17 protein-coding genes are annotated in these 17677 nt (G+C 66.8%); 2 read left to right on the top strand and 15 right to left on the bottom strand.

The genetic code is table 11. The features are described from left to right. Positions 1-193 precede the first annotated feature (193 nt). Positions 194-1561, top strand: a complete 1368-nt coding sequence (locus ABIC17_RS09580; RefSeq protein WP_354281288.1) for a cation:proton antiporter — start codon at positions 194-196, stop codon at positions 1559-1561. Between the two features lie 4 nt (positions 1562-1565). Next, on the top strand, positions 1566-2789 hold the full coding sequence (locus ABIC17_RS09575; protein ID WP_354281286.1) for an alginate export family protein: 1224 nt from the start codon (positions 1566-1568) through the stop codon (positions 2787-2789). 10 nt (positions 2790-2799) lie between these two features. On the opposite strand, the gene ABIC17_RS09570 is transcribed toward ABIC17_RS09575, so the two are convergent. The 15 genes from ABIC17_RS09570 to ABIC17_RS09500 all read right to left on the bottom strand — a co-directional run bounded on the left by ABIC17_RS09570 (position 2800) and on the right by ABIC17_RS09500 (position 17638). Next, the gene (locus ABIC17_RS09570) at positions 2800-3708 is read right to left on the bottom strand and encodes a glycosyltransferase family 2 protein (protein ID WP_354281284.1); all 909 of its coding nucleotides are present in this window, start codon (positions 3706-3708) and stop codon (positions 2800-2802) included. After that, on the bottom strand, positions 3708-4622 hold the full coding sequence (locus ABIC17_RS09565) for a polysaccharide pyruvyl transferase family protein (protein WP_354281282.1): 915 nt from the start codon (positions 4620-4622) through the stop codon (positions 3708-3710). Before ABIC17_RS09565 ends, ABIC17_RS09570 begins: the two co-directional genes overlap by 1 nt. Further along, on the bottom strand, positions 4619-5692 hold the full coding sequence (locus ABIC17_RS09560; protein ID WP_354281280.1) for a glycosyltransferase: 1074 nt from the start codon (positions 5690-5692) through the stop codon (positions 4619-4621). The genes ABIC17_RS09565 and ABIC17_RS09560 overlap by 4 nt, the downstream gene beginning before the upstream one ends. Next, positions 5689-6618, bottom strand: coding sequence for a glycosyltransferase family 2 protein (locus tag ABIC17_RS09555; protein ID WP_354281278.1), 930 nt, complete (start codon positions 6616-6618; stop codon positions 5689-5691). The genes ABIC17_RS09560 and ABIC17_RS09555 overlap by 4 nt, the downstream gene beginning before the upstream one ends. A gap of 100 nt (positions 6619-6718) precedes the next feature. Further along, the gene (locus ABIC17_RS09550; protein ID WP_354281276.1) at positions 6719-7405 is read right to left on the bottom strand and encodes a PIG-L deacetylase family protein; all 687 of its coding nucleotides are present in this window, start codon (positions 7403-7405) and stop codon (positions 6719-6721) included. After that, complete coding sequence (locus ABIC17_RS09545) at positions 7402-8610, bottom strand: glycosyltransferase family 4 protein (RefSeq protein WP_354281274.1); 1209 nt, start codon at positions 8608-8610, stop codon at positions 7402-7404. The genes ABIC17_RS09550 and ABIC17_RS09545 overlap by 4 nt, the downstream gene beginning before the upstream one ends. Beyond that, positions 8607-9437, bottom strand: coding sequence for a sugar phosphate isomerase/epimerase family protein (locus ABIC17_RS09540; RefSeq protein ID WP_354281272.1), 831 nt, complete (start codon positions 9435-9437; stop codon positions 8607-8609). Before ABIC17_RS09540 ends, ABIC17_RS09545 begins: the two co-directional genes overlap by 4 nt. After that, the gene (locus ABIC17_RS09535; RefSeq protein WP_354281270.1) at positions 9434-10933 is read right to left on the bottom strand and encodes a YcaO-like family protein; all 1500 of its coding nucleotides are present in this window, start codon (positions 10931-10933) and stop codon (positions 9434-9436) included. Before ABIC17_RS09535 ends, ABIC17_RS09540 begins: the two co-directional genes overlap by 4 nt. Then, positions 10930-11745 (bottom strand): MBL fold metallo-hydrolase, encoded by an 816-nt coding sequence (locus ABIC17_RS09530; protein WP_354281268.1) that lies wholly within the window; start codon positions 11743-11745, stop codon positions 10930-10932. The genes ABIC17_RS09535 and ABIC17_RS09530 overlap by 4 nt, the downstream gene beginning before the upstream one ends. Then, the gene (locus ABIC17_RS09525) at positions 11736-12731 is read right to left on the bottom strand and encodes a Gfo/Idh/MocA family protein (protein ID WP_354281266.1); all 996 of its coding nucleotides are present in this window, start codon (positions 12729-12731) and stop codon (positions 11736-11738) included. Before ABIC17_RS09525 ends, ABIC17_RS09530 begins: the two co-directional genes overlap by 10 nt. Continuing rightward, entirely contained in the window at positions 12731-13867 is a 1137-nt protein-coding gene (locus ABIC17_RS09520) for a class I SAM-dependent methyltransferase (RefSeq protein WP_354281264.1), read from the bottom strand. The genes ABIC17_RS09525 and ABIC17_RS09520 overlap by 1 nt, the downstream gene beginning before the upstream one ends. Then, positions 13867-14814: a hypothetical protein gene (locus ABIC17_RS09515; protein ID WP_354281263.1), complete on the bottom strand. Its 948-nt coding sequence runs from the start codon at positions 14812-14814 to the stop codon at positions 13867-13869. The genes ABIC17_RS09520 and ABIC17_RS09515 overlap by 1 nt, the downstream gene beginning before the upstream one ends. Next, complete coding sequence (locus ABIC17_RS09510) at positions 14811-15992, bottom strand: inositol-3-phosphate synthase (RefSeq protein WP_354281261.1); 1182 nt, start codon at positions 15990-15992, stop codon at positions 14811-14813. Before ABIC17_RS09510 ends, ABIC17_RS09515 begins: the two co-directional genes overlap by 4 nt. 106 nt (positions 15993-16098) lie before the next feature. Continuing rightward, entirely contained in the window at positions 16099-16881 is a 783-nt protein-coding gene (locus ABIC17_RS09505) for a Crp/Fnr family transcriptional regulator (protein WP_354281259.1), read from the bottom strand. 556 nt (positions 16882-17437) lie between these two features. Continuing rightward, a complete protein-coding gene (locus ABIC17_RS09500) occupies positions 17438-17638 on the bottom strand; it encodes a hypothetical protein (protein WP_354281257.1) in 201 nt (66 codons plus the stop codon). Positions 17639-17677: the final 39 nt, after the last annotated feature.

Raw genomic sequence — 17677 nt, 5'->3', positions numbered from 1 at the left:
TACAAACCTACGTTTCGCAGGCTCGACTGTAGGCATGTTACTACAACGTGGCACGGCTGCAACAGATCGGGTGAAGACCCTCGAAATCGACCGGCTACCCGTAATTTGCGATTGCGCGGGGTACCGGATTTGCCGTTGGTCAGCGTCTTCGAGCGTGCCGCCGAACCAAGGCCGCGCCGATCCGGGGGGATGTATGACAGGAATATTGGACAGCTTTTGGTCTACGCTTGGCGGTGTACTGTCACCGCACGGGCCAGCCGCGGTCGCCGCGGCGAAAAGCTATGCGCCGGGCGACTTCTCGATCCATTTCTTCCTCCAGCTTGCGATCATCCTGATCGCGTGTCGCGTCGTCGGGTGGCTGGGCCAGAAGTTCCTCGGCCAGCCACAGGTGGTCGGCGAGATGATCGCGGGCGTCGTGCTCGGGCCATCGTTGCTCGGAATGCTGTGGCCTGATCTGCAGGGGGCGATCTTCGCCAAGGAGACGCGCAACGTGCTCTATGCCGGCGCGCAGCTTGGCGTCGGGCTGTACATGTTCCTTGTCGGCACGACCCTGCGGATCGACCATTTCAAGGCCAAGGCGCGGAGTGCCGCAGGCGTCTCGTTCGCCGGGATCGCTGCGCCATTCGCGGTGGCAATCCTGATCACGCCGTTCCTGCTGACCGTTCCCGGGCTGTTCGCGCCGGGTATATCGACGATCAACGCGACCTTGTTCATGGGCGCGTGCATCGCGCTGACCGCATTCCCGATGCTGGCGCGGATCATCAACGAGCGCGGGCTTGCCGACAGTTCGCTCGGCACCCTGTCGCTGACCGCAGGCGCGTTCGACGACGTGTGTTCGTGGTGCGTGCTGGCGATCGTGCTTGCCGCGTTCGGGGGCGGGGCGGGCGTCGCGATCCTTGCGATCGGCGGCGGGCTGTTGTGGGCGGTCATCGTGCTGATCTTCGGACCACGCATCTTCGCGCCGCTCGCGCGCCGGGTAGAGCGCGAGGGCGAGATGACTTATACGGTCCTGGCCCTCACGCTCGCTGCGTTCTGCACCTCTGCGTTCCTGATGGACATGGTCGGGATCCATGCGATCTTCGGCGGTTTCCTGCTCGGTGTGGTGATGCCGCGCGGGCTCTTCTCCGACGAGATCAAGCGCAAGATCGAGCCGCTCGCGGTGGTGCTGCTGCTGCCGATGTTCTTCACTTATTCGGGGCTCAATACCCGGCTCGACATGGTCAACTCGCCGTCGCTGCTGCTGATCGCGCTGGGCGTGCTGGTCGCGTCGATCCTCGCCAAGGGCGGCGCCTGCTACCTCGCCGCACGACTGGCCGGGGAAGACAATCGTACCGCGCTTGGCATCGGCGCGCTGATGAACTCGCGCGGGTTGATGGAGTTGATCATCATCAACATCGGGTTGCAGAAGGGCATCATCGGGCCGACGCTGTTCTCGATGTTGGTGCTGATGGCGATTGTCACGACGATGATGGCGGGGCCGCTGTTTGAGCTGGTGTATGGCCGGAAAGCGCGCGAAAGCGGCGAATTGCGCGCGATCGACGCGCGCGTCGCAGCGGAATAATTCAATGACTATCAAGCAAATGCGAGCTGTAGGGCTCGCCACGGTGGCGCTGTGCGCGGCGTCGGGGGCAAAGGCACAGGATGTCACGGTCAAGCCGCTGATCGATGCACGGCTGCGCTGGGAGGACGTCGATCAGGACGGACTGCCAAAGACCGCAGATGCCGTCACGCTGCGCGTGCGCAGCGGTGTCGAGGCAAGCGTCGGCCCCTGGTCGGGGCTGATCGAGAGCGAGGCAACGGTCGGTATCGTGCAGAATTACAACGACGGGCTGAATGCCCGCGCGGGGTATCCCACCATCGCCGATCCGCAGAACATCGAGCTCAACCGCGCGCAACTGCGCTATGCCGTACCGACGGCGAGCATCACCGTCGGACGCCAGGTGCTCGAGTTTGCGGATCAGCGGTTCGTCGGGTCGTCCTCATTCCGCCAGAACCAGCAAACTTACGACGCCGTGCACATGACGTGGAGCCCGACGCCCAAGCTGGCGATCGACGCCGCCTATGCCTGGAGCGACCGTACCATCAACGGTATCGACGGTTTCGGCGCGCGTCCTCAAGCGATCAGCGGCAGCAACTGGTTCGGTACGATCGCCTACACCACGCCGGTCGGCACGATCGCGCCCTTCGCCTATCTGGTCGATCAGGATGACGTCGCCGTGCAGGGCTTCCGGCTTGCGAGCCAGACCTACGGTGCGCGCTTCTTCGGCACGCGTCCGATCGAAGGCCTGTGGAAGGTCGGGTACACCGCAAGCTACGCGCGCCAGAGCGACTATCACCGCAACCCGAACGACTATGCGGCAAGCTATGCCCTCGGCGAGGTGACGGTTGCGCGCAAGCTGTTGCTGGCGACCGTCGGCTACGAAGTCCTCGGGGCCGACCAAGGCGCCGCGTTGACCAGCGTCCAGACGCCATTCTCTTCATTGTTCAAGTTCCAGGGCTGGGCCGACAAGTTCACCACCACGCCGCCCGACGGTATCCGCGACCTGTACGGTTCGCTGGGTTATGGCTGGAAACAGGCGGGACCGCTTGCGAACGTGGCACTATCCGCCGTCTACCATCGCCTCGAGAGCGATCGGCTCGTGCGGCATTATGGCGACGAGATCGACCTGCTAGCCACCGCCAGGATTCATACGACGGGCGTGTCGCTGCGTTACGCGCACTATCAGGCGGATCGCCTGTTCACCGACACGTCGAAGCTCTGGGTGGCGGTCGAATGGGCAATTCACTGAGGATTTGGCGTCACCCGGTTCTGCGACCCATCAGGGAATAGGACAGGAAACCCCGCGCCTTGTGGAACAGGCGGAAGCAATAGAACCGGCGTACCCCCGCATGGGTCGTCACCGGACGGAGAAGGTCGAGCCGCACATCTCCGACGTCCGCGAGCAGCATCCGCCGCGCGCGCCGGTCGGTGCGCCAATGCTTGGCGTATAACGCCCCGTCGCCGAAGCTGTAGCCCGCGAGCAGGCGGGTCTCGTCGGCGACGTCGCGTCTTCCGTGGTGATGATCGACGACGATCAACGGATCGTACAGCAACTGGATTCCCAGCCCGCTCGCGCGGAAGAGGAAGTCGGTGTCCTCCGCCGCGACGAACGGCGCGCCCGCGCCGAAGCGTTCGTCGAACGGCCCCACCGCGGCGAGCACGTCCGCCCCGAAGGCAAGGTTCGCGCCCATCACGAAGCCACCGGGGAACCCGCCGGGCGGGGCGACCATCGGGTGATCCTCGAGCTTGACGGTCACGGGCAAGTCGGCGGGATTGCCGAGCAGGATCCGCCCTCCGATGATTGCGGGGCCCTTGGCCTTGGCGAAGGCGGCGAGCAGACGGACGAAATAATCGGCGTGGAGGATGCAGTCGTCATCCGTCATCGCAATGATCGGGCCGGTGCAATGCGCCAGCCCGCTATTGCGCGCGCGCGCGAGCCCGGGACGCGGTTCCTCGACCAAAGATACGCGAAACGGCTGGTCTTGCGACCACTGCGCGATCAGGTCCGGGGTGCCGTCGGTCGAGCCATTGTCGACCAAAATGACCTCGATCCTTACGCCGGTTTCGCGGGCTGCCGCGGCGGCGAGGGTGACCGAGTCGAGCGTCGCGGCAAGCGAAGCACAGCGATTACGCGTGCAGATCAGGAGGGTGAGGGCGACCTTGCGCATTACGGGCGTTCGGCCACCAGCAATGCCTCGGCTGGGGTCGTCGCGCGTGCGATCACGGTAGCAGGCGGCCAGGCGTCGAGATACGCCGCCAGCTTGCCGTAATCATTGTCGAGCGCGACGTGCGGCACCCCGAGCAGGTCGGCCAGGATATGGCCGTGCAGCCGATCGGTCACGAGCACGCGCCCGCGCGACAGCAGCCGCAAACCGCGCGCGACGCGATTGGCGGCTTGCGCATGGCGGGCCGCAGGATCGCTGCCGGATGGAACGTCGGGGCCGTCATCCAGCCAGTCGACGATCGTCGCCTGTTCCGGGGCGGGCAGGGCATAGCCCACGCTTTCATCGTCCGTGCGCAGCAGCATCAGCACCTCGCAATCCGCGGTACCGCGAGGTTGCGGCCCGAGCGCATAGGCGGAGTCCGGCGCAAGCTGCGTCTCGCAGGCAAAGCGCTGTTGCGCGAACTGGAGACTGCGGGCGTCCCGAACGTAGAGCGTGAAATCCGGGTGCGCGCTCGCCAGCATCGCAAACCGGTCAGCTTCGGCGGAGGACCGGAAATGGATCGACTGCGGTAACTGCACCACCGGCCGGTCGTCGATCGTCGCCAGAACGGTTTCGCGGAACCGCTGGTGGTGCGGCCAGATGTCGCCAAGGTTGCCGCCACCGTGGAGGAACAGCGTTCCACCGGGGCAGGCCTGTCGAAACGCCGCCTCGTCGAAATCATGCCAGGTAGAGACGTAATCCGGGTCGCGCCCGGTCAGCGCGCGCAGCAGCGTCACTTCGCCGAGCCAGATCGCACTATCGCCGACATTGGCATGGTCGGGGAAATCGACCAGCGCATAGGCGTCACCGGGGGCTACGTGCCTACGGTACAAGGCACGGAGCGCCGCCTGTTGCGCGGCGATGCGGTCGACGATCATGTGTCTGCATCCACCCGGTCGGCGATGGCGTCGCGGTACAGCGCCTCGCACCCGTCGAGCCAGACGTCATGCGTAAACAATGCCTCTACGCGCGCGCGTTGCGCCTTGCGCGGAAGCATGGCGGCGGCAGTGATCGCATCGGCGAGCGCAGCGACATCGCCCATCGGCGCGAAGCATCCGCCCGCGCCAATCACTTCGCGCGCCGCGCCCATGTCGAACGCCGCGACCGGAACCCCGCACGCCATCGCCTCGACCGCGACCAGCCCGAAGGGTTCGTCCCAGCACGGCGTGAAGACGAACACCGACGCGCGTCCGATTGCGGCCGGCAGCATCGTGCCGTCGATATGCCCGCCATAGCGGATCGTGTCGTCCAGCAGCGGCACGACCTCCGACGCCCAATAACCGGGGTCCTCGATTGCGCCGAACAGCATCAGCGGGATCCTCGCCAGACGTGCGGCCTGCGCGGCGAGATGCGGGCCCTTGTCGGGGGTCATCCGCCCACACCACACCGCCTGTCCGTCACCCTGCGGAACGAACGGCCACAGCGTGGGATCGATGCCGTTGTACAGCACCGAGGCTTGCGGCGGCGCACCCTCCGGCCACCAGGCGTCGAGCTGGCGCTGTGACGTGACGGTCAGGCGATGGCCCGGCACCGCGCTTGCGTGGACGAACCAGCGCAGCGCGTCATAGGGCGGGACGTGGAGCGACGTGACGGTCGGCACCCTGGCGGTGCGACCCGGTTCGATCGGGAAGCGGTGGAGGCTGTTGTTATGGACCACGTCGAACCCGCCGCCTGCGATCCGGTCGCAGGCGGATTCATAGCCTGCGTCGATATGCGCGATCAGCGGGGCGTAGCCGCGATGTTCGGCCCCCGGGAACGCCTTTTCGTAATGGACCGGCAGGACCGGATCGAGCGTCAGTCCGAGGTCGCTGTCGCCGGAGGCGAACAGCACGACGTCATGCCCGCGCGCCTGCAACCCGGTTGCGAGATGCCAGCAATGCGATTCCATTCCGCCCGCGAAGGGCTGTCCGATGCGTTGCCGGACATGCCCGAGGACCGCGATCCTCATCCGGTCGACCGCGCTTGTTCGGACGCCGCGAGGCGGTCCTCCAGCAAACGGATGACGGTGGTGGTATTGGCATAGGGCTGGTGGCTCTGCTGCCCGGTCAGCGCGCGATCGGCGTCGTCGGGGCGGCGCAGGATGCGAATCGGCTGCCCCGGCGCGAGATCGACCAGACCCATCAGCCGGAACGCCTGCAGCCAGTGGCCCATCGTGCGATAGCCCCATTTGGCTTCGAACACTTCGGCATTGCGCACGACGCTGTCGAGATGGTGGACCGGCGGCATGTGGTGCGGATGATATTGGTGATACGCAAGCCCGCCCTTGATCCACGCGATCGGGATGCCTGCGGTGTCGACCACCTTGCCGAAATCGGTATCCTCGCCGCCATAGCCCGAATAGCGTTCGTCGAACCCGCCGAGCGACAGGAACGTCGCGCGCCGCATCGCGAAGTTGAGCGACCAGAAGCAGCGATAATCGTTGCAGATCTCGATCCCTTCGTGCGGGGGACCGCGCCGGTCGGAATGTTTGACCGCGACTTCGGCAAAGGCGTCATACGACCAGTCGCCGTCGGTCGCCCCGCCCGGCAGGTACAGCACTTCGCCCATCAACAGGCCGTCGAGATCCGCCATGAACCCGGCATAGTCGGCGAGCAGCGTCGGCGTCGGGATACAGTCCATGTCGAGGAAGACGAGCACGTCGCCGGTCGCCGCCTGCGCCGCGACGTTGCGCGCTTCGGCCAGCGGCAGCGCGTCGGCGACGACCTTGATCTGCCGGATCGGGAAGGGGGTGTCGGGGAGGTCGTACAGATCGTCCTGCATCACCGCGACGATCAGCTCGGCGGGCGGCAGGGTCTGGCGCATCAATCCGCGCACGACGTTGACGAGATGATCCGGGCGCCCTTTTCCCAGCGTGACGACAGAAACTTCGGTCATGAAGAAAGCTCGGTTGGAGGAGGATCGAACGACAAGGATCCGACGCTGCATTTTGGCATCCGGGGGGCGGAGTCAATCGCGATGCCGTATCCGGCGACAATCAGCCGTCGAAAAGCCGTTCGGCCTCCACCGCACGAACCGCCGTCTCCATCGCTTGGAGCGAGCCGAACTGGAATCCGAGCTGCGAAGCGTAGGCCGCGCACATCGCGATCCGCGCGGCACGGTCGGCGTCATCGAGCGGATGGACGAGGGCTGGCCGGTCGGTCCTGCGATCCGCGGCACGGGTCAGGTACGGCCAATCCTCCCACAACAATATCGGCGCACCGCACGTTTCGAGTGCGTCGCGGACCAGCCAATGGTCTACATGATTGCCGATCGCGAGCGGCCCGAGCAGAAGGTCGGGGGATAGCAGGGCGATCTGCTCGGCAAGCGCCGCGCTCAACGGCGCGAGCATGGCGTCATCGTCCCGCCGCGCGGCGAACAGTTCTGGTGCGCTCGCATAGCCGCGATGGGGTGCCTCGAGCAGTGGCAGATGGACCGCGGTTGCACCGATCACCGCGCACGCGGCATGATCCTCGGCACGGCGCAGCGCCATGTAATCGACCTCCGGTCCGAGCCCCTTGTCGAGCTGGCAGGCACGCGCGAAGCCGGTCGGCTCGGCGACGTTGCCGGTAAAACAGGTGACGATCGTCACCCGGTCCCCCGCGCGCGCGCGGGACGCGAGCAAACCCCCGACCGAAAAGGCGGCATCGTCGAGATGCGGCGAGATCGCGACGATATGCTTCACAGCAGGTGCGGTTCGGCACGGAAGCGGCACGGGGCGATCGCGATGTGCGGATCGATCCCCTGCGCCGGCCGGGTGCCGCGCAGATCCTGGTAGATCTGCCGGATCTGCTTGCCCACCGCGTCCCAGCTATAGACCCGGCGACATTCTTCCAGCGCTGCGTACGACAGTTGCTGGCGCAGCGTGGCATCGGTGACGAGCCGCGACAGCGCGGCGGTCTGCGCGGGGATATCGCCTGCTTCGACCAGCAGCCCGTTCTCGCCATCGCGGATGCAATCCACCACCCCGACCGAGCGGCACGACAGCACCGCGTGCCTACATGCCATCGCCTCCAGGATCGTGTTCGAAAACCCTTCGGCATAGGTCGGCGACACGAACACGTCATGCGCGCGGTACAGCGCGGGAACGGCGTCATATTCGGCATAGCCGGTGAAGGTCACACGGTCGCCGAGCCCAAGCTCTGCGGAGAGCGCGCGCGCGGGTTCGTAATCCGGGCCGATCCCCGACACCGTGCAGCGCCAGTCACCCGCGACACCCGGCAGCGCATGCAGCATGTCGAGCACGCCTTTGCGCCGGTCGACCCGGCCATGATAAAACAGCCGCACAGGCCCCGTAGGATCGGGCTCGCCGGGAGTGAAGCGGTCGGTATCGACCGCGCCGGGAACGATCGTGAAGCGGTCGAGCGGGGTGCCGAGCCGGTCGTGGACTTCTCCCGCAAAACTGTTGCCGCCGATCAGCAGCGCGCCCGCATGATCGAGCACGCGCTCCATCGCGATGCGGTGGGTGGCGCAGCACGAGCCGACCCAATGCCCGTCGCCGCCCTGGATCGAGACGACGCACGGCACACCCAGCCGCTCTGCCGCGAGCAGCGTCGCCCAGCCGGTCGGATAGCCATATTGCGCATGGAGCACATCGAATGGCGCGCGCGCGTGCTCGGTGGAGATCGCTTCGATCAGCGCGTCGACATCGCGTTCGAAGTCGCCCCCGGCCTGCTCGCCGAGCGCTTCCATCCCGATCACGCGAACCCCCGGCACCGCGGGCGGAGGGCCGCCGCCATAGACCGACGCCCGCGCCGGATCGCCGTAATATTGGCTCACCATCGTCACGTCGTCGCCCGCTGCGACCAGCTGGCGCAGCAGGTTGATCGCATAGATCGACATGCCCGAGATCGCCGGGAAGAACCGGCGCGAGACGAAGCAGATCCTCATGCCGCGATGCTCCGCAGATAGGCGATCGATTCCGGAATGGCGGCATGCGCGCGCGGGCTTTCGCGCGACAGCTCGACGCAGACCAGCCGGGTGAAGCCGATCGCCTCGAGCGCGGAAAGCACCGCGGGCATGTCCATGTCGCCTTCACCGAAGGGCAGGTGCGTATGGTCGCCGCGGCGCATGTCCTCGACCGCGACGGTGCCGATCCGGTCGGCATAGGCCCGGATCGCATCGGCGGGGTCGATATCCTCGGTCACGAGGCAATGTCCGGTGTCGAGCGCAAGCCTGAGCCTCGGATGGCGTGCGAACAGCGTGTCGTAGTCGCCGACGGTCTCGATCAGCATCCCCGGCTCGGGTTCGAAGCTTGCGTCGACGTTGACCCGCTCGGCATGATCGAGCACCTGCTCCAGCCCCGCATCGAGCCACGATCGTGCGTCGGCGGGATCGACGCCCGTCTTTGGAACGCCCGCCCAGAACGACACGGTCTCGCTCCCGAGCCGTGCCGCCACGTCGAGCGCGCGGCACAGGAAGGCGACACGCCGCGCCCGCCCGTCCGCGTCTGGAGTGACCAGCGTCGGTTCATGCTTCTGGCGCGGATCGAGCAGATAGCGCGCGCCCGTCTCGATCACGCTGCCGAGCGACAATGTGCCAAGCAACGCGGCGACGCGGTCCGCTTCCTGCTCCCAGCGCGGCGCGAACGGATCGAGGTGATGATGATCGAGCGTCAGCGCGACCCCGGCATACCCCGCATCCGCGATCAGCCGCAGCGCATCGTCGAGCCGGTGGTTCGCCGCGCCGTTGGTGTTGTAGGCATAGCGCAGGCTCATGCGACCCCCCGGTCGCCAGCGAAGGCAACGTGATGCGCCTCGGGCTCGCGGTAGAGCGGATAGAGCGGCCCGACGAGCGCATCGGCGGCGGCGGTGTCGAACAGCGGGTGACCGAGGCGCTCCGCATCCGCCGGGGTCAGCCGGATGCGGCGCAGCGTCTCGCTTTCGTTCGCACCAAAGCGGATCAGCGGGGAATCGAGCGCAAGCAGCTTCTCGGTGTTGCGCGCGCCGATCCGGTAATAGCTCATCGTCTCGACCTCCATCCCGGGGACGATGACCTTGACCACCGAGATCGCGCGGTCGGCGGGCGACATGTCGACATAGAGCACATCGAACCCCGCCGCCTCGACCGCGGCGCGGGCGGCACCGGCACGCGCATGGCCATCGGGTGCGGGGAGCGTGGGCAAGGCGTCGAAGCGGTGCGATCCACGTTCTGACAGGACCGAGCCCGCAAGCCACCCTCGCAAGGTCGCGGCATCGCGCCCGGTCCAGTCGCGCATCGCCTCGAACGCGCGGCTGTCGCTCGATTTCGCGGCACCTCCGGCCTGCGCCATGAACCGCGAAACATAGCCCGCGGGCGCGACCTGCGCGACGAGATCGGCGGGGCCGTGTGCGAAGGCCTTGCGCGCACGGCTGGCAGCGAATTCGGTCAGGCATTTGTCGAGCGCGGCGGTGCGGTCCGAATGGCACGCCTCGCCGCACGCGGTCACCATGATCGGCGCGGCGGGGGGCGTGCGTTCGTCGACCCCGACGCAATAGAGGTTGGGCATCCCGAACTGGTCAGTCGCGAACTTGGGCATCGCGCGGATCCCCGCCGCCTCGAACCGCTCGAGGATCGCGGTGGTCGAGGGCGCGAGGCTGGTGTCGAGATCGAGCATCACCCCGCGGTCGAGCGCGCGGAACAGTAGCCCGTTGCCGTCGCGCTGGAGGATTTCGCACAGCCCGTGCCCGATCGCCCAGTCGAGGTCGGGGCCAGCGCCCATCCCGTTCGAGATGATCGTCGTGAACGGCTGGTAACCGGCGGACAGCTCCTTGGACGAATAGGCCGCAAGGTCGATCGGCACGAGCACGCTGGAGCCATCCGCCCAGCGCCTGGCCTCGACCCATTCGAGCACCGTCGCATGATCGACCGGCGACCCTGCGGGCAGGCACAAGGTCAGAGGATCGGCAACCGCACGCGCGCCGAGGCTCCGCACCAGTTCGGCATAGCTCCCGCGCGTCTTGCCGCGTGCGCCGAGAGTCAGCGTCGGCCACACCATCTCGGCGATCTCGCCAAGCCCGCCAAGCACCGCCGCCTCGTCGGTCGCGCCATAGCCGACGCCGTAGGGCATGATCCCACCAAGAGCGGGATCCTCCGGGAACAGCGCCACGACCCAGACGGGAAGCCCGAGCCGGTCGAGTGGGTGGATCGGGAAGGCGACGACATCGCCCTTGGGGAACGCATCGAGATACGCGTGCGCGGCGGGGCCGAGATCGGCGGGGAGCCCGGTCCTCACAGCGCGAGTTTCCGCACGCCGGGCGCGCGTGCGAGCCCATCGTCGAGCGCGGCAAGCGTCACCGCGCGGTCGACCTCGGGGGCATATTCGAACGGGGTCAGAACCGCGTCGAAATCGAGCGGGGCGATGGCGTCGCGATAGCGGCGGAGTTCGGCGTGAGTCAGCGGGATATCCTTGTGAAACGCCTTGTGGCTCGAAATCGCGTGCGACCGGCCGGCGGGGTCCTGGTCGATCTTGAACATGTCGCCGCAGAACAGCCGGCGTCCCGGCGCATCGTGGAGCGCGGCCTGCCCCTCATAATGCCCGCCGACATGATGCAGCGTGTAGCCCGGTGCGAGTTCGAGCGTGTCGTCGAACGGCATGGTGACGCGGAACGCCTTGGTCAGCTGCAGATCGTCGCGCTGGATCGCGACCACCGCGGGGTCGAACCGGCGCTGGAGCTGGAACAGCGCGCCATAGCCGTGCGCATGGCTCGCCGCGAGAAACGCGATCCCGCCGAGCGCTTCGATCTGGTCGAGCATCGCGTCCGAATAATAGGGTGCTGCCTCGAACGCGATATTGCCGCCGTCGCGGACGATCAGCCAGCCGGTGCCGCCGAGCCCGAGTGCGGGGGTGGTGGTGAACGCCCACAGGCCGGGCGCGACTTCCCGCGCGGCACCATCATGCGTCGCGGCGACGTCAGCCTCGGGGAGGAACCGCCAGCCGTCCTCGGGCAGATCGTTGCGGACATCGGTGCAGACCGGGCAATCGGGCGGCGCGAAATGGCGCTGCCAAAACCCGCAATTGGCGCAGGCGAACCAGCTCAAAGGCATGATCGTGCTTCCTGATAGGCCCGGTCGAACAGGCGCATCAGCGCCAGATCGCGGGGCATCGAAAAATCATGCGGCCCGCCGCGTGCCGCCGCCATGAAGGCAGCGGCCTGCGCGGCGAAGGGGGAGGTGGCAGTGTCGAACGCAAGCGGAGTCTGCGCGCCGGTGCTGCCGCATTGCTGGACCAGCATGCCGCCAGCGGTCTGCCCCATGGTATCGGTCGCGATCAGCAGCCCGCGCTCGCCCAGCACCTCGAGCCGACGGCGCGGCAGGTTCTCCGCGCAATTATAGGCAACGTGGCTCTGGAACAGCACACCCGAAGCGGAGCGGGCGCTCAGCATCCCGCCGTCGTCGACCGCATAGGCATGAATCCGGCGTTGCAGCGTGATCGACAGGTCGACCAGCGGTTCGCCGAGCAAGCGTTCGGCCAGATCGAGCCCGTGAAGCGCGAGATCGATCACCGCGCCGCCGCCCGCACGGACCGGATCGGCGCGCCAATTGTCGTGCGCGCCGCCGTCGGGGGTCCAGTCAGGGTCGACCCAGCAGGCGTAGAGGATACGGATCGCGACCGGGCGACCGATCGCATCATCCGCGACCGCCTCCGCGATCCGGCGATGCGCGGGGTGATGGCGCTGGTCGAATGCAGTGCCGTACAGCGGGCCGTCCACGACCGCGGTTGCCATCGCCTCGCCCTGCTCGAGCGACGCGGCGATCGGTTTCTCGCACAGCATCGGGATCCCCGCCGCCGCACACGCGCGGACGGGCGCGAGATGCGCATCGTTAGGCGTCGCGATATAGACGAGGTCGCACAGCCCCGACGCCAGCATCGCCTCGGTCGTCTCGAATGCGGCGATCCCCAGTCGTTCCGCCCGAGCGCGCGATTCCGGGGAGGGATCGGCCACCGCCGTCACCGTCCCGCCCGCCGCGACGATACCGGGTGCCATGTAATCGCGTGCTACCCAGCCGAAGCCTACGATCCCCCACCGCATCACCATCGCTCCGGCAAATCGACAAGGCGCCGCAGGCGGATGTCGTCCGCCTTGAAGGGCAAGGCGTCGGCAGGGCGTGCCCAGAAGCAACCCGCAGCATATTCGTCCTGATAGCGCGTCGACGGCCAGCGGACCGATCCATCGTCGCCGAGCAGCGGATTGCGCCGCAGCACGGCCCCGGCGGGGGGCATCGCCAGCCCACGTGCGACCGGACGCGGCGATCCCGCACCTTCGACCAGCGACCACGCTTCAACAGACGGTTCCGGTGCCCAGCCACTCGGGGCGGCGACCGCGCCCTCCAGTAATGCGACGAGCAACGCGCGTTCGTCATAGACCTGTGCGTCGGGGAATAGCGCAGCCCAGCCCGAAGCGGACAGTGCCGGCCCCATTGCGCCTCCGGCGTGCCCCGCATTGTGCAGATGACTGATCGCGAGCGTGCCTCCTGCCGTGCGGGCGGCGCGCAGCCGGGCGGCGACCTCCGCCTGGTCGGGGAGGAAGTAGAAGGCGTCGTGGCACATCACCAGGTCGAACCGCGCGTCGGCAATCGGCCACGGCGCGGCGGCGTCGAACACGACGTAGTTCGCATCGGGCGCGACCCAGTGTTTGGCGAGCCAGCATTTGGCGAAAACCACGTCCGCACCGAGGCATTCGGTCCCGCGGCGCGTCAGTTCACGCAGGTAATGGCCGATCCCGCAGGCAAGTTCGAAGGCGCTGGCGGGGGTAGCGTCGTGCGTCTCGAGCAGTGCCAGTCCCGCGAGGTACGTGGGATCGCTCCAGCGATAGGCAAAGTAATCCGCCACCGGGCCAAGCCGCAGCAACGCCATCGCCGCGCGCAACGACAGCGTGTCACGCTCGCGCACCAGTTGCTTGAGCTCCGCGAGGTCGGTTGCCGGCCCGGTCCACCACGAATCCTGATCGGTCAGCAGCGCGACGAGCGCGTCGTCCGGGCAGCCCGCATCGAGATGATCGAGCGCAACCGCGGCAAGACCTTCGCTGTCGACCCTGAGATAGGGAATGCCGTCGACCACCGGCCAGCGTTCGCCCGCCGCGGCGAGCGAATGTGGCGTATCATAGGCGAGCGGCAGCCCGGTGCGCGGCGAACGCAACGGCATGTCGGGAAAGACCTTAGCCGGCATCAGGCCAGACCGGCGTCAGCGAGGATGCGGTCGTGGAATGCCTTGACCGGGCCGTCATGGACCAGGCCGTAAGCACCTAGCACGACGTCCATCGTTACCGCCGCGGCACGCAGATGCTGTTCGATTTCGAGGACTCGGTCGAGCACGTCGGCAACGTGGAAGGCGCGCGCTTCGGGGGTGGTGTCGCCCGCGATCGGAGCAAGCGCGTCGGCAACGGTCGTGGCCAGCACGGGGTTTGCCGCCGCGAGTTCGTCTAGGCAGGCAACGCGCGCGGTCTCGATCGCCGTATCGAGCCGGTCGCCGAGTAGCATTTCACCCGAATAGCCGCTGTCGGGCATGTCGGCATTGTGGAAGTGGTGCGCCATGCCCGCAAGGAACACCGCAACAGGATCCGCGCCGTGCCATGCACTGGCGAGCACACCGTAGACCGCGACCATCAGGCAATGTTCGGCGTGGTTCTCGGCGGGCTGCAGCAGGATGCGCGGTTGCCCGGGGGAGGTCACGCCCGCACGCGGCTGGCGCGCGAGCTTACCGACGAAACTGGGCACAGCACCCGGCGCGGGACGCCCGTGCACAAGTGCCTCGCGCAGTCGTTGCGCAAGTGCTGGATCGAGATCGCCGGTCACTTCATCGAATGCGCGTTGCAGCACCGGCACCGCATCCGCGCCGAGCCCGAGCCGGGTCAGCCTCGCCAGATCAAGATCGCCGAGACGCGCCGACACCAGCGCGGCGCCAACGATCTGTTTCATCACCGCGGCGGGTTGGTCGCCTCGCAGCAACGCCCCCCATCCAAGCGCGAACAGCCGTTCCGCGATCGACCCCGGGGCCTCAGCCGAATGAATACGCTTCAGGTCGCCCAATTCGCGCAGGAACGGCAGTGCGGCGGGGGTCAACCCGACGGAAGGCACGAGGGCCTCCGCCGGGCTGGACAGGGGGGCTGGGCTCACGCGGTCTTGCCGTCGAGCCAGTGATCGAGGATCGCCTGCTGCTCTGGGACGGCATGGACCGGCTTGCGACCGCCGCTTGTCTGCGGCAGCTTGAAGAACAGCCCCATCTGGTCCTGCACGCCGCCTTCGCCACGCTGTTGCGCAAGGTCGAGGCAACGCGCGATCTCGATCGCGAGCGGCGCGGCAAGGATCGAGTCCTTGCACAGGAAATTGAGCTTGAGCTGCATCTTCTGGCCCATGAAGCCGGTCAGATCGATGTTGTCCCACGCTTCCTTGTCATCGCCGCGCGGACGATAATAATGGATCATGATGATGTGATCCTCAACCGGATAGCCAAGGATGTCGTTGAGCACGCTGCCTTTGGTGCCAAGCTTCGACGCCAGCGACTTGGGATCATCGAGCGCCAGACCGTCCGAGTTTCCGAGAATGTTGGTCGAGAACCAGCCGTCGACATGCAGCGCGCGATCGCGCAGCGCAGGCGCGATCACCGTCTTCATGAAGGTCTGGCCGGTCTTGCCGTCCTTGCCCGCGACGGGAACGTTGCGCTCCTCAGCGAACTCCGCGAGCGGCGCGATGTCGGCGGCGACCGAAGGCGTGAAATTGGCGTAGGGCGTGCCCGAGTCGATCGCCGCATAAGCGTAGAGCATCGCCGGACTGATCGCGGCGTCGTCCTCGTCGAGCCCGCGTTCGAACGCTTCACGCGATTGCAGCGCGGCATCGTCGGCATGCGGGACACGCTCGGTCGACGCGAGGTTGACGACGACGACCCGGTCGAGCCCCTTTTCAGCACAGAAGCGCCGCAGATCGGACTGAATCTGCTGGATAGCGGCGCGGTGGCCGCTCTCGAGCTTGTTGCTGCCGTCGATATTGGCGCAATATCCGGTGCTGCCCGCGGCCTTCCACGGGCGCATCGTGTTGAGTGCGGCGGCACCGTCGGCGAGTTCCTTGTCGCCGATCACGCCGTGCCGCAGCGCGCACGCGCCGAGCGACTCCTCGGTCAGATCCCATCCGCCGAATTCCAGATCGCGGTATGCGACCATGCCGGCCACGTCGCGGTCGGCGAGGGGAAGCCCGTTGAGGCTGTTCGACCCTGCCTTGATCATCTCGATACCCGCGATCGCGGTGGTGGCGACGGCGCCACCCACACCTACAATCGCCACGCCAAGCCGTTCTGCCATGTCTCAATCCCTACATCCGCCCGCTACGGGCCAGGGGATCGTTAACCAGATGGCAGGGTTGGACTTCGTAGAATCGGGCGCGCGGCGCGAAAAAGCCTGACGCTAGTTACATATGTTCCCGCACGCGCGTTTCGGAGTGATCCATGTCACCCCGTGCGCCGACCGGGGGCAACCAGTCGGTCGCGACCTCGCCATGGCGATCGTGGAAATCGACCAGTTCGGCGAGCCGATCGACATCGTTGATGCGGATCACGCGCGCGTTGCGCTCGACCAGCCCGGTTTCCTCGAGCGCCTTGAGCGAGCGGCTGACGTGCGTCTTGGTCAGCCCGACCGCGTCGCCGAGATCCTGCTGGGTCAGCGGAAGTTCGAAGGTCGATCCGGCAAGCCCATCGACCACGCGCAATCGCGACCGGATGTCGAGCAGCAGCGTGGCGATCCGCGTGAACCCATCGGTCCGCCCGACCGACGTCAGCCGGTCCGCCATCGCGACCTGCTCCGACGCCGCCACCGCGAACAGCAGCGCGCCCAGCCGGGGATGATCGCGAAACAGCCGCCCGAACGCGGCCTTGGGCATTTCGTAGAGCGTCGTGTCGCTGACCGCACGCAGCGTGGCCGCGCTATATCCCCAGGCGATCGAGAAGGTCGCGGTGATATCGCCGACGAAATAGAAGCGCAGGATCTGCCGCCCGCCGTCCTTGAGCTTGACCGAGCCGTGCAGCCAGCCGCTCGCGACGATATACAGGCTGTCGCTCTCCTCGCCCTCATGGACCACCACATCGCCCGCACGGAACGACCGCTCGCGCCGCTCGAGCCAGCGCAATGCATCGCGTTCGGAGAAGGTCAGCGTGAGATGCCGCGACAGGCGGGCTTCGAGAGGACTTTCAAGCATAAGGTGCCATCGACAAGCTGTTGAACGCCTCGCGTATCCCAGTTGCTCGCCGGTTGAAAGCGCGCAACCTGCGGTACGGTGGGGGCCGGGGTAGGGCGGGTTTGGTGGGAATGACGTATGCACACGGTCAGACGTCGCATCGTGCCTGTTCGCAAGCATCCGTTCGCGGTCGACCAAGCGTGCACGGCGCGTAGCCGATGCGAGGATGGTTCACCTTTCGGTAAGCCGGGCGTGCGACTGTGTGGCTGGATATTCGGGAAGGGTCGCAATGCACCAGTTGATCGTCGCTGCTGCCGTCGTATTTCCGTTCATGGCCGGCGCTCTGGTAGCGTGGATCGCACAGTTCGAGGGCCGGGGGTAGACGAACCGACATCGAGGACGATGCTGGGATCACTGGGCTCTGCGGTTGTTAACTACCGAAGGCCTGGGGGGCTAGCGCGAGTCAGACCCCACCGAACAGTTTGAGTTGAAAGAGACGGTGACGCATTCTGGCCTGATGGAGAGTGATGCGCGCCGCCACACTGTTGAGTGGCAAACGACATTTCACCGCCCAAAGTCATTCGCTAGTGACCTCGCCATTGTTCCGATCCGCGGGCTGCAGTGCTGCGGCCTTCGCTGCAATACGCTCATCTCGTGTCGCTAACGCGGCATAGGCGTCGGCTGATCGCTGTTCCCGGATCCGAACGTTCTCGAGCGTTGCTGACGTTGCGGCCGCCTGGGCGATCTCCGCATTCTCTCGGTTCGTTTTAAACGCCATCGCACGGTCCCCTTCAACACGACATCTAAGAGGTCACCC

Source organism: Sphingomonas sp. PvP056, assembly GCF_040549155.1.
In the GTDB taxonomy this organism is placed as follows: Bacteria; Pseudomonadota; Alphaproteobacteria; order Sphingomonadales; family Sphingomonadaceae; genus Sphingomonas.
The sequence above is the reverse complement of the archived record's forward strand: the minus strand, read 5'-3'. Positions and strand labels throughout refer to the sequence as shown.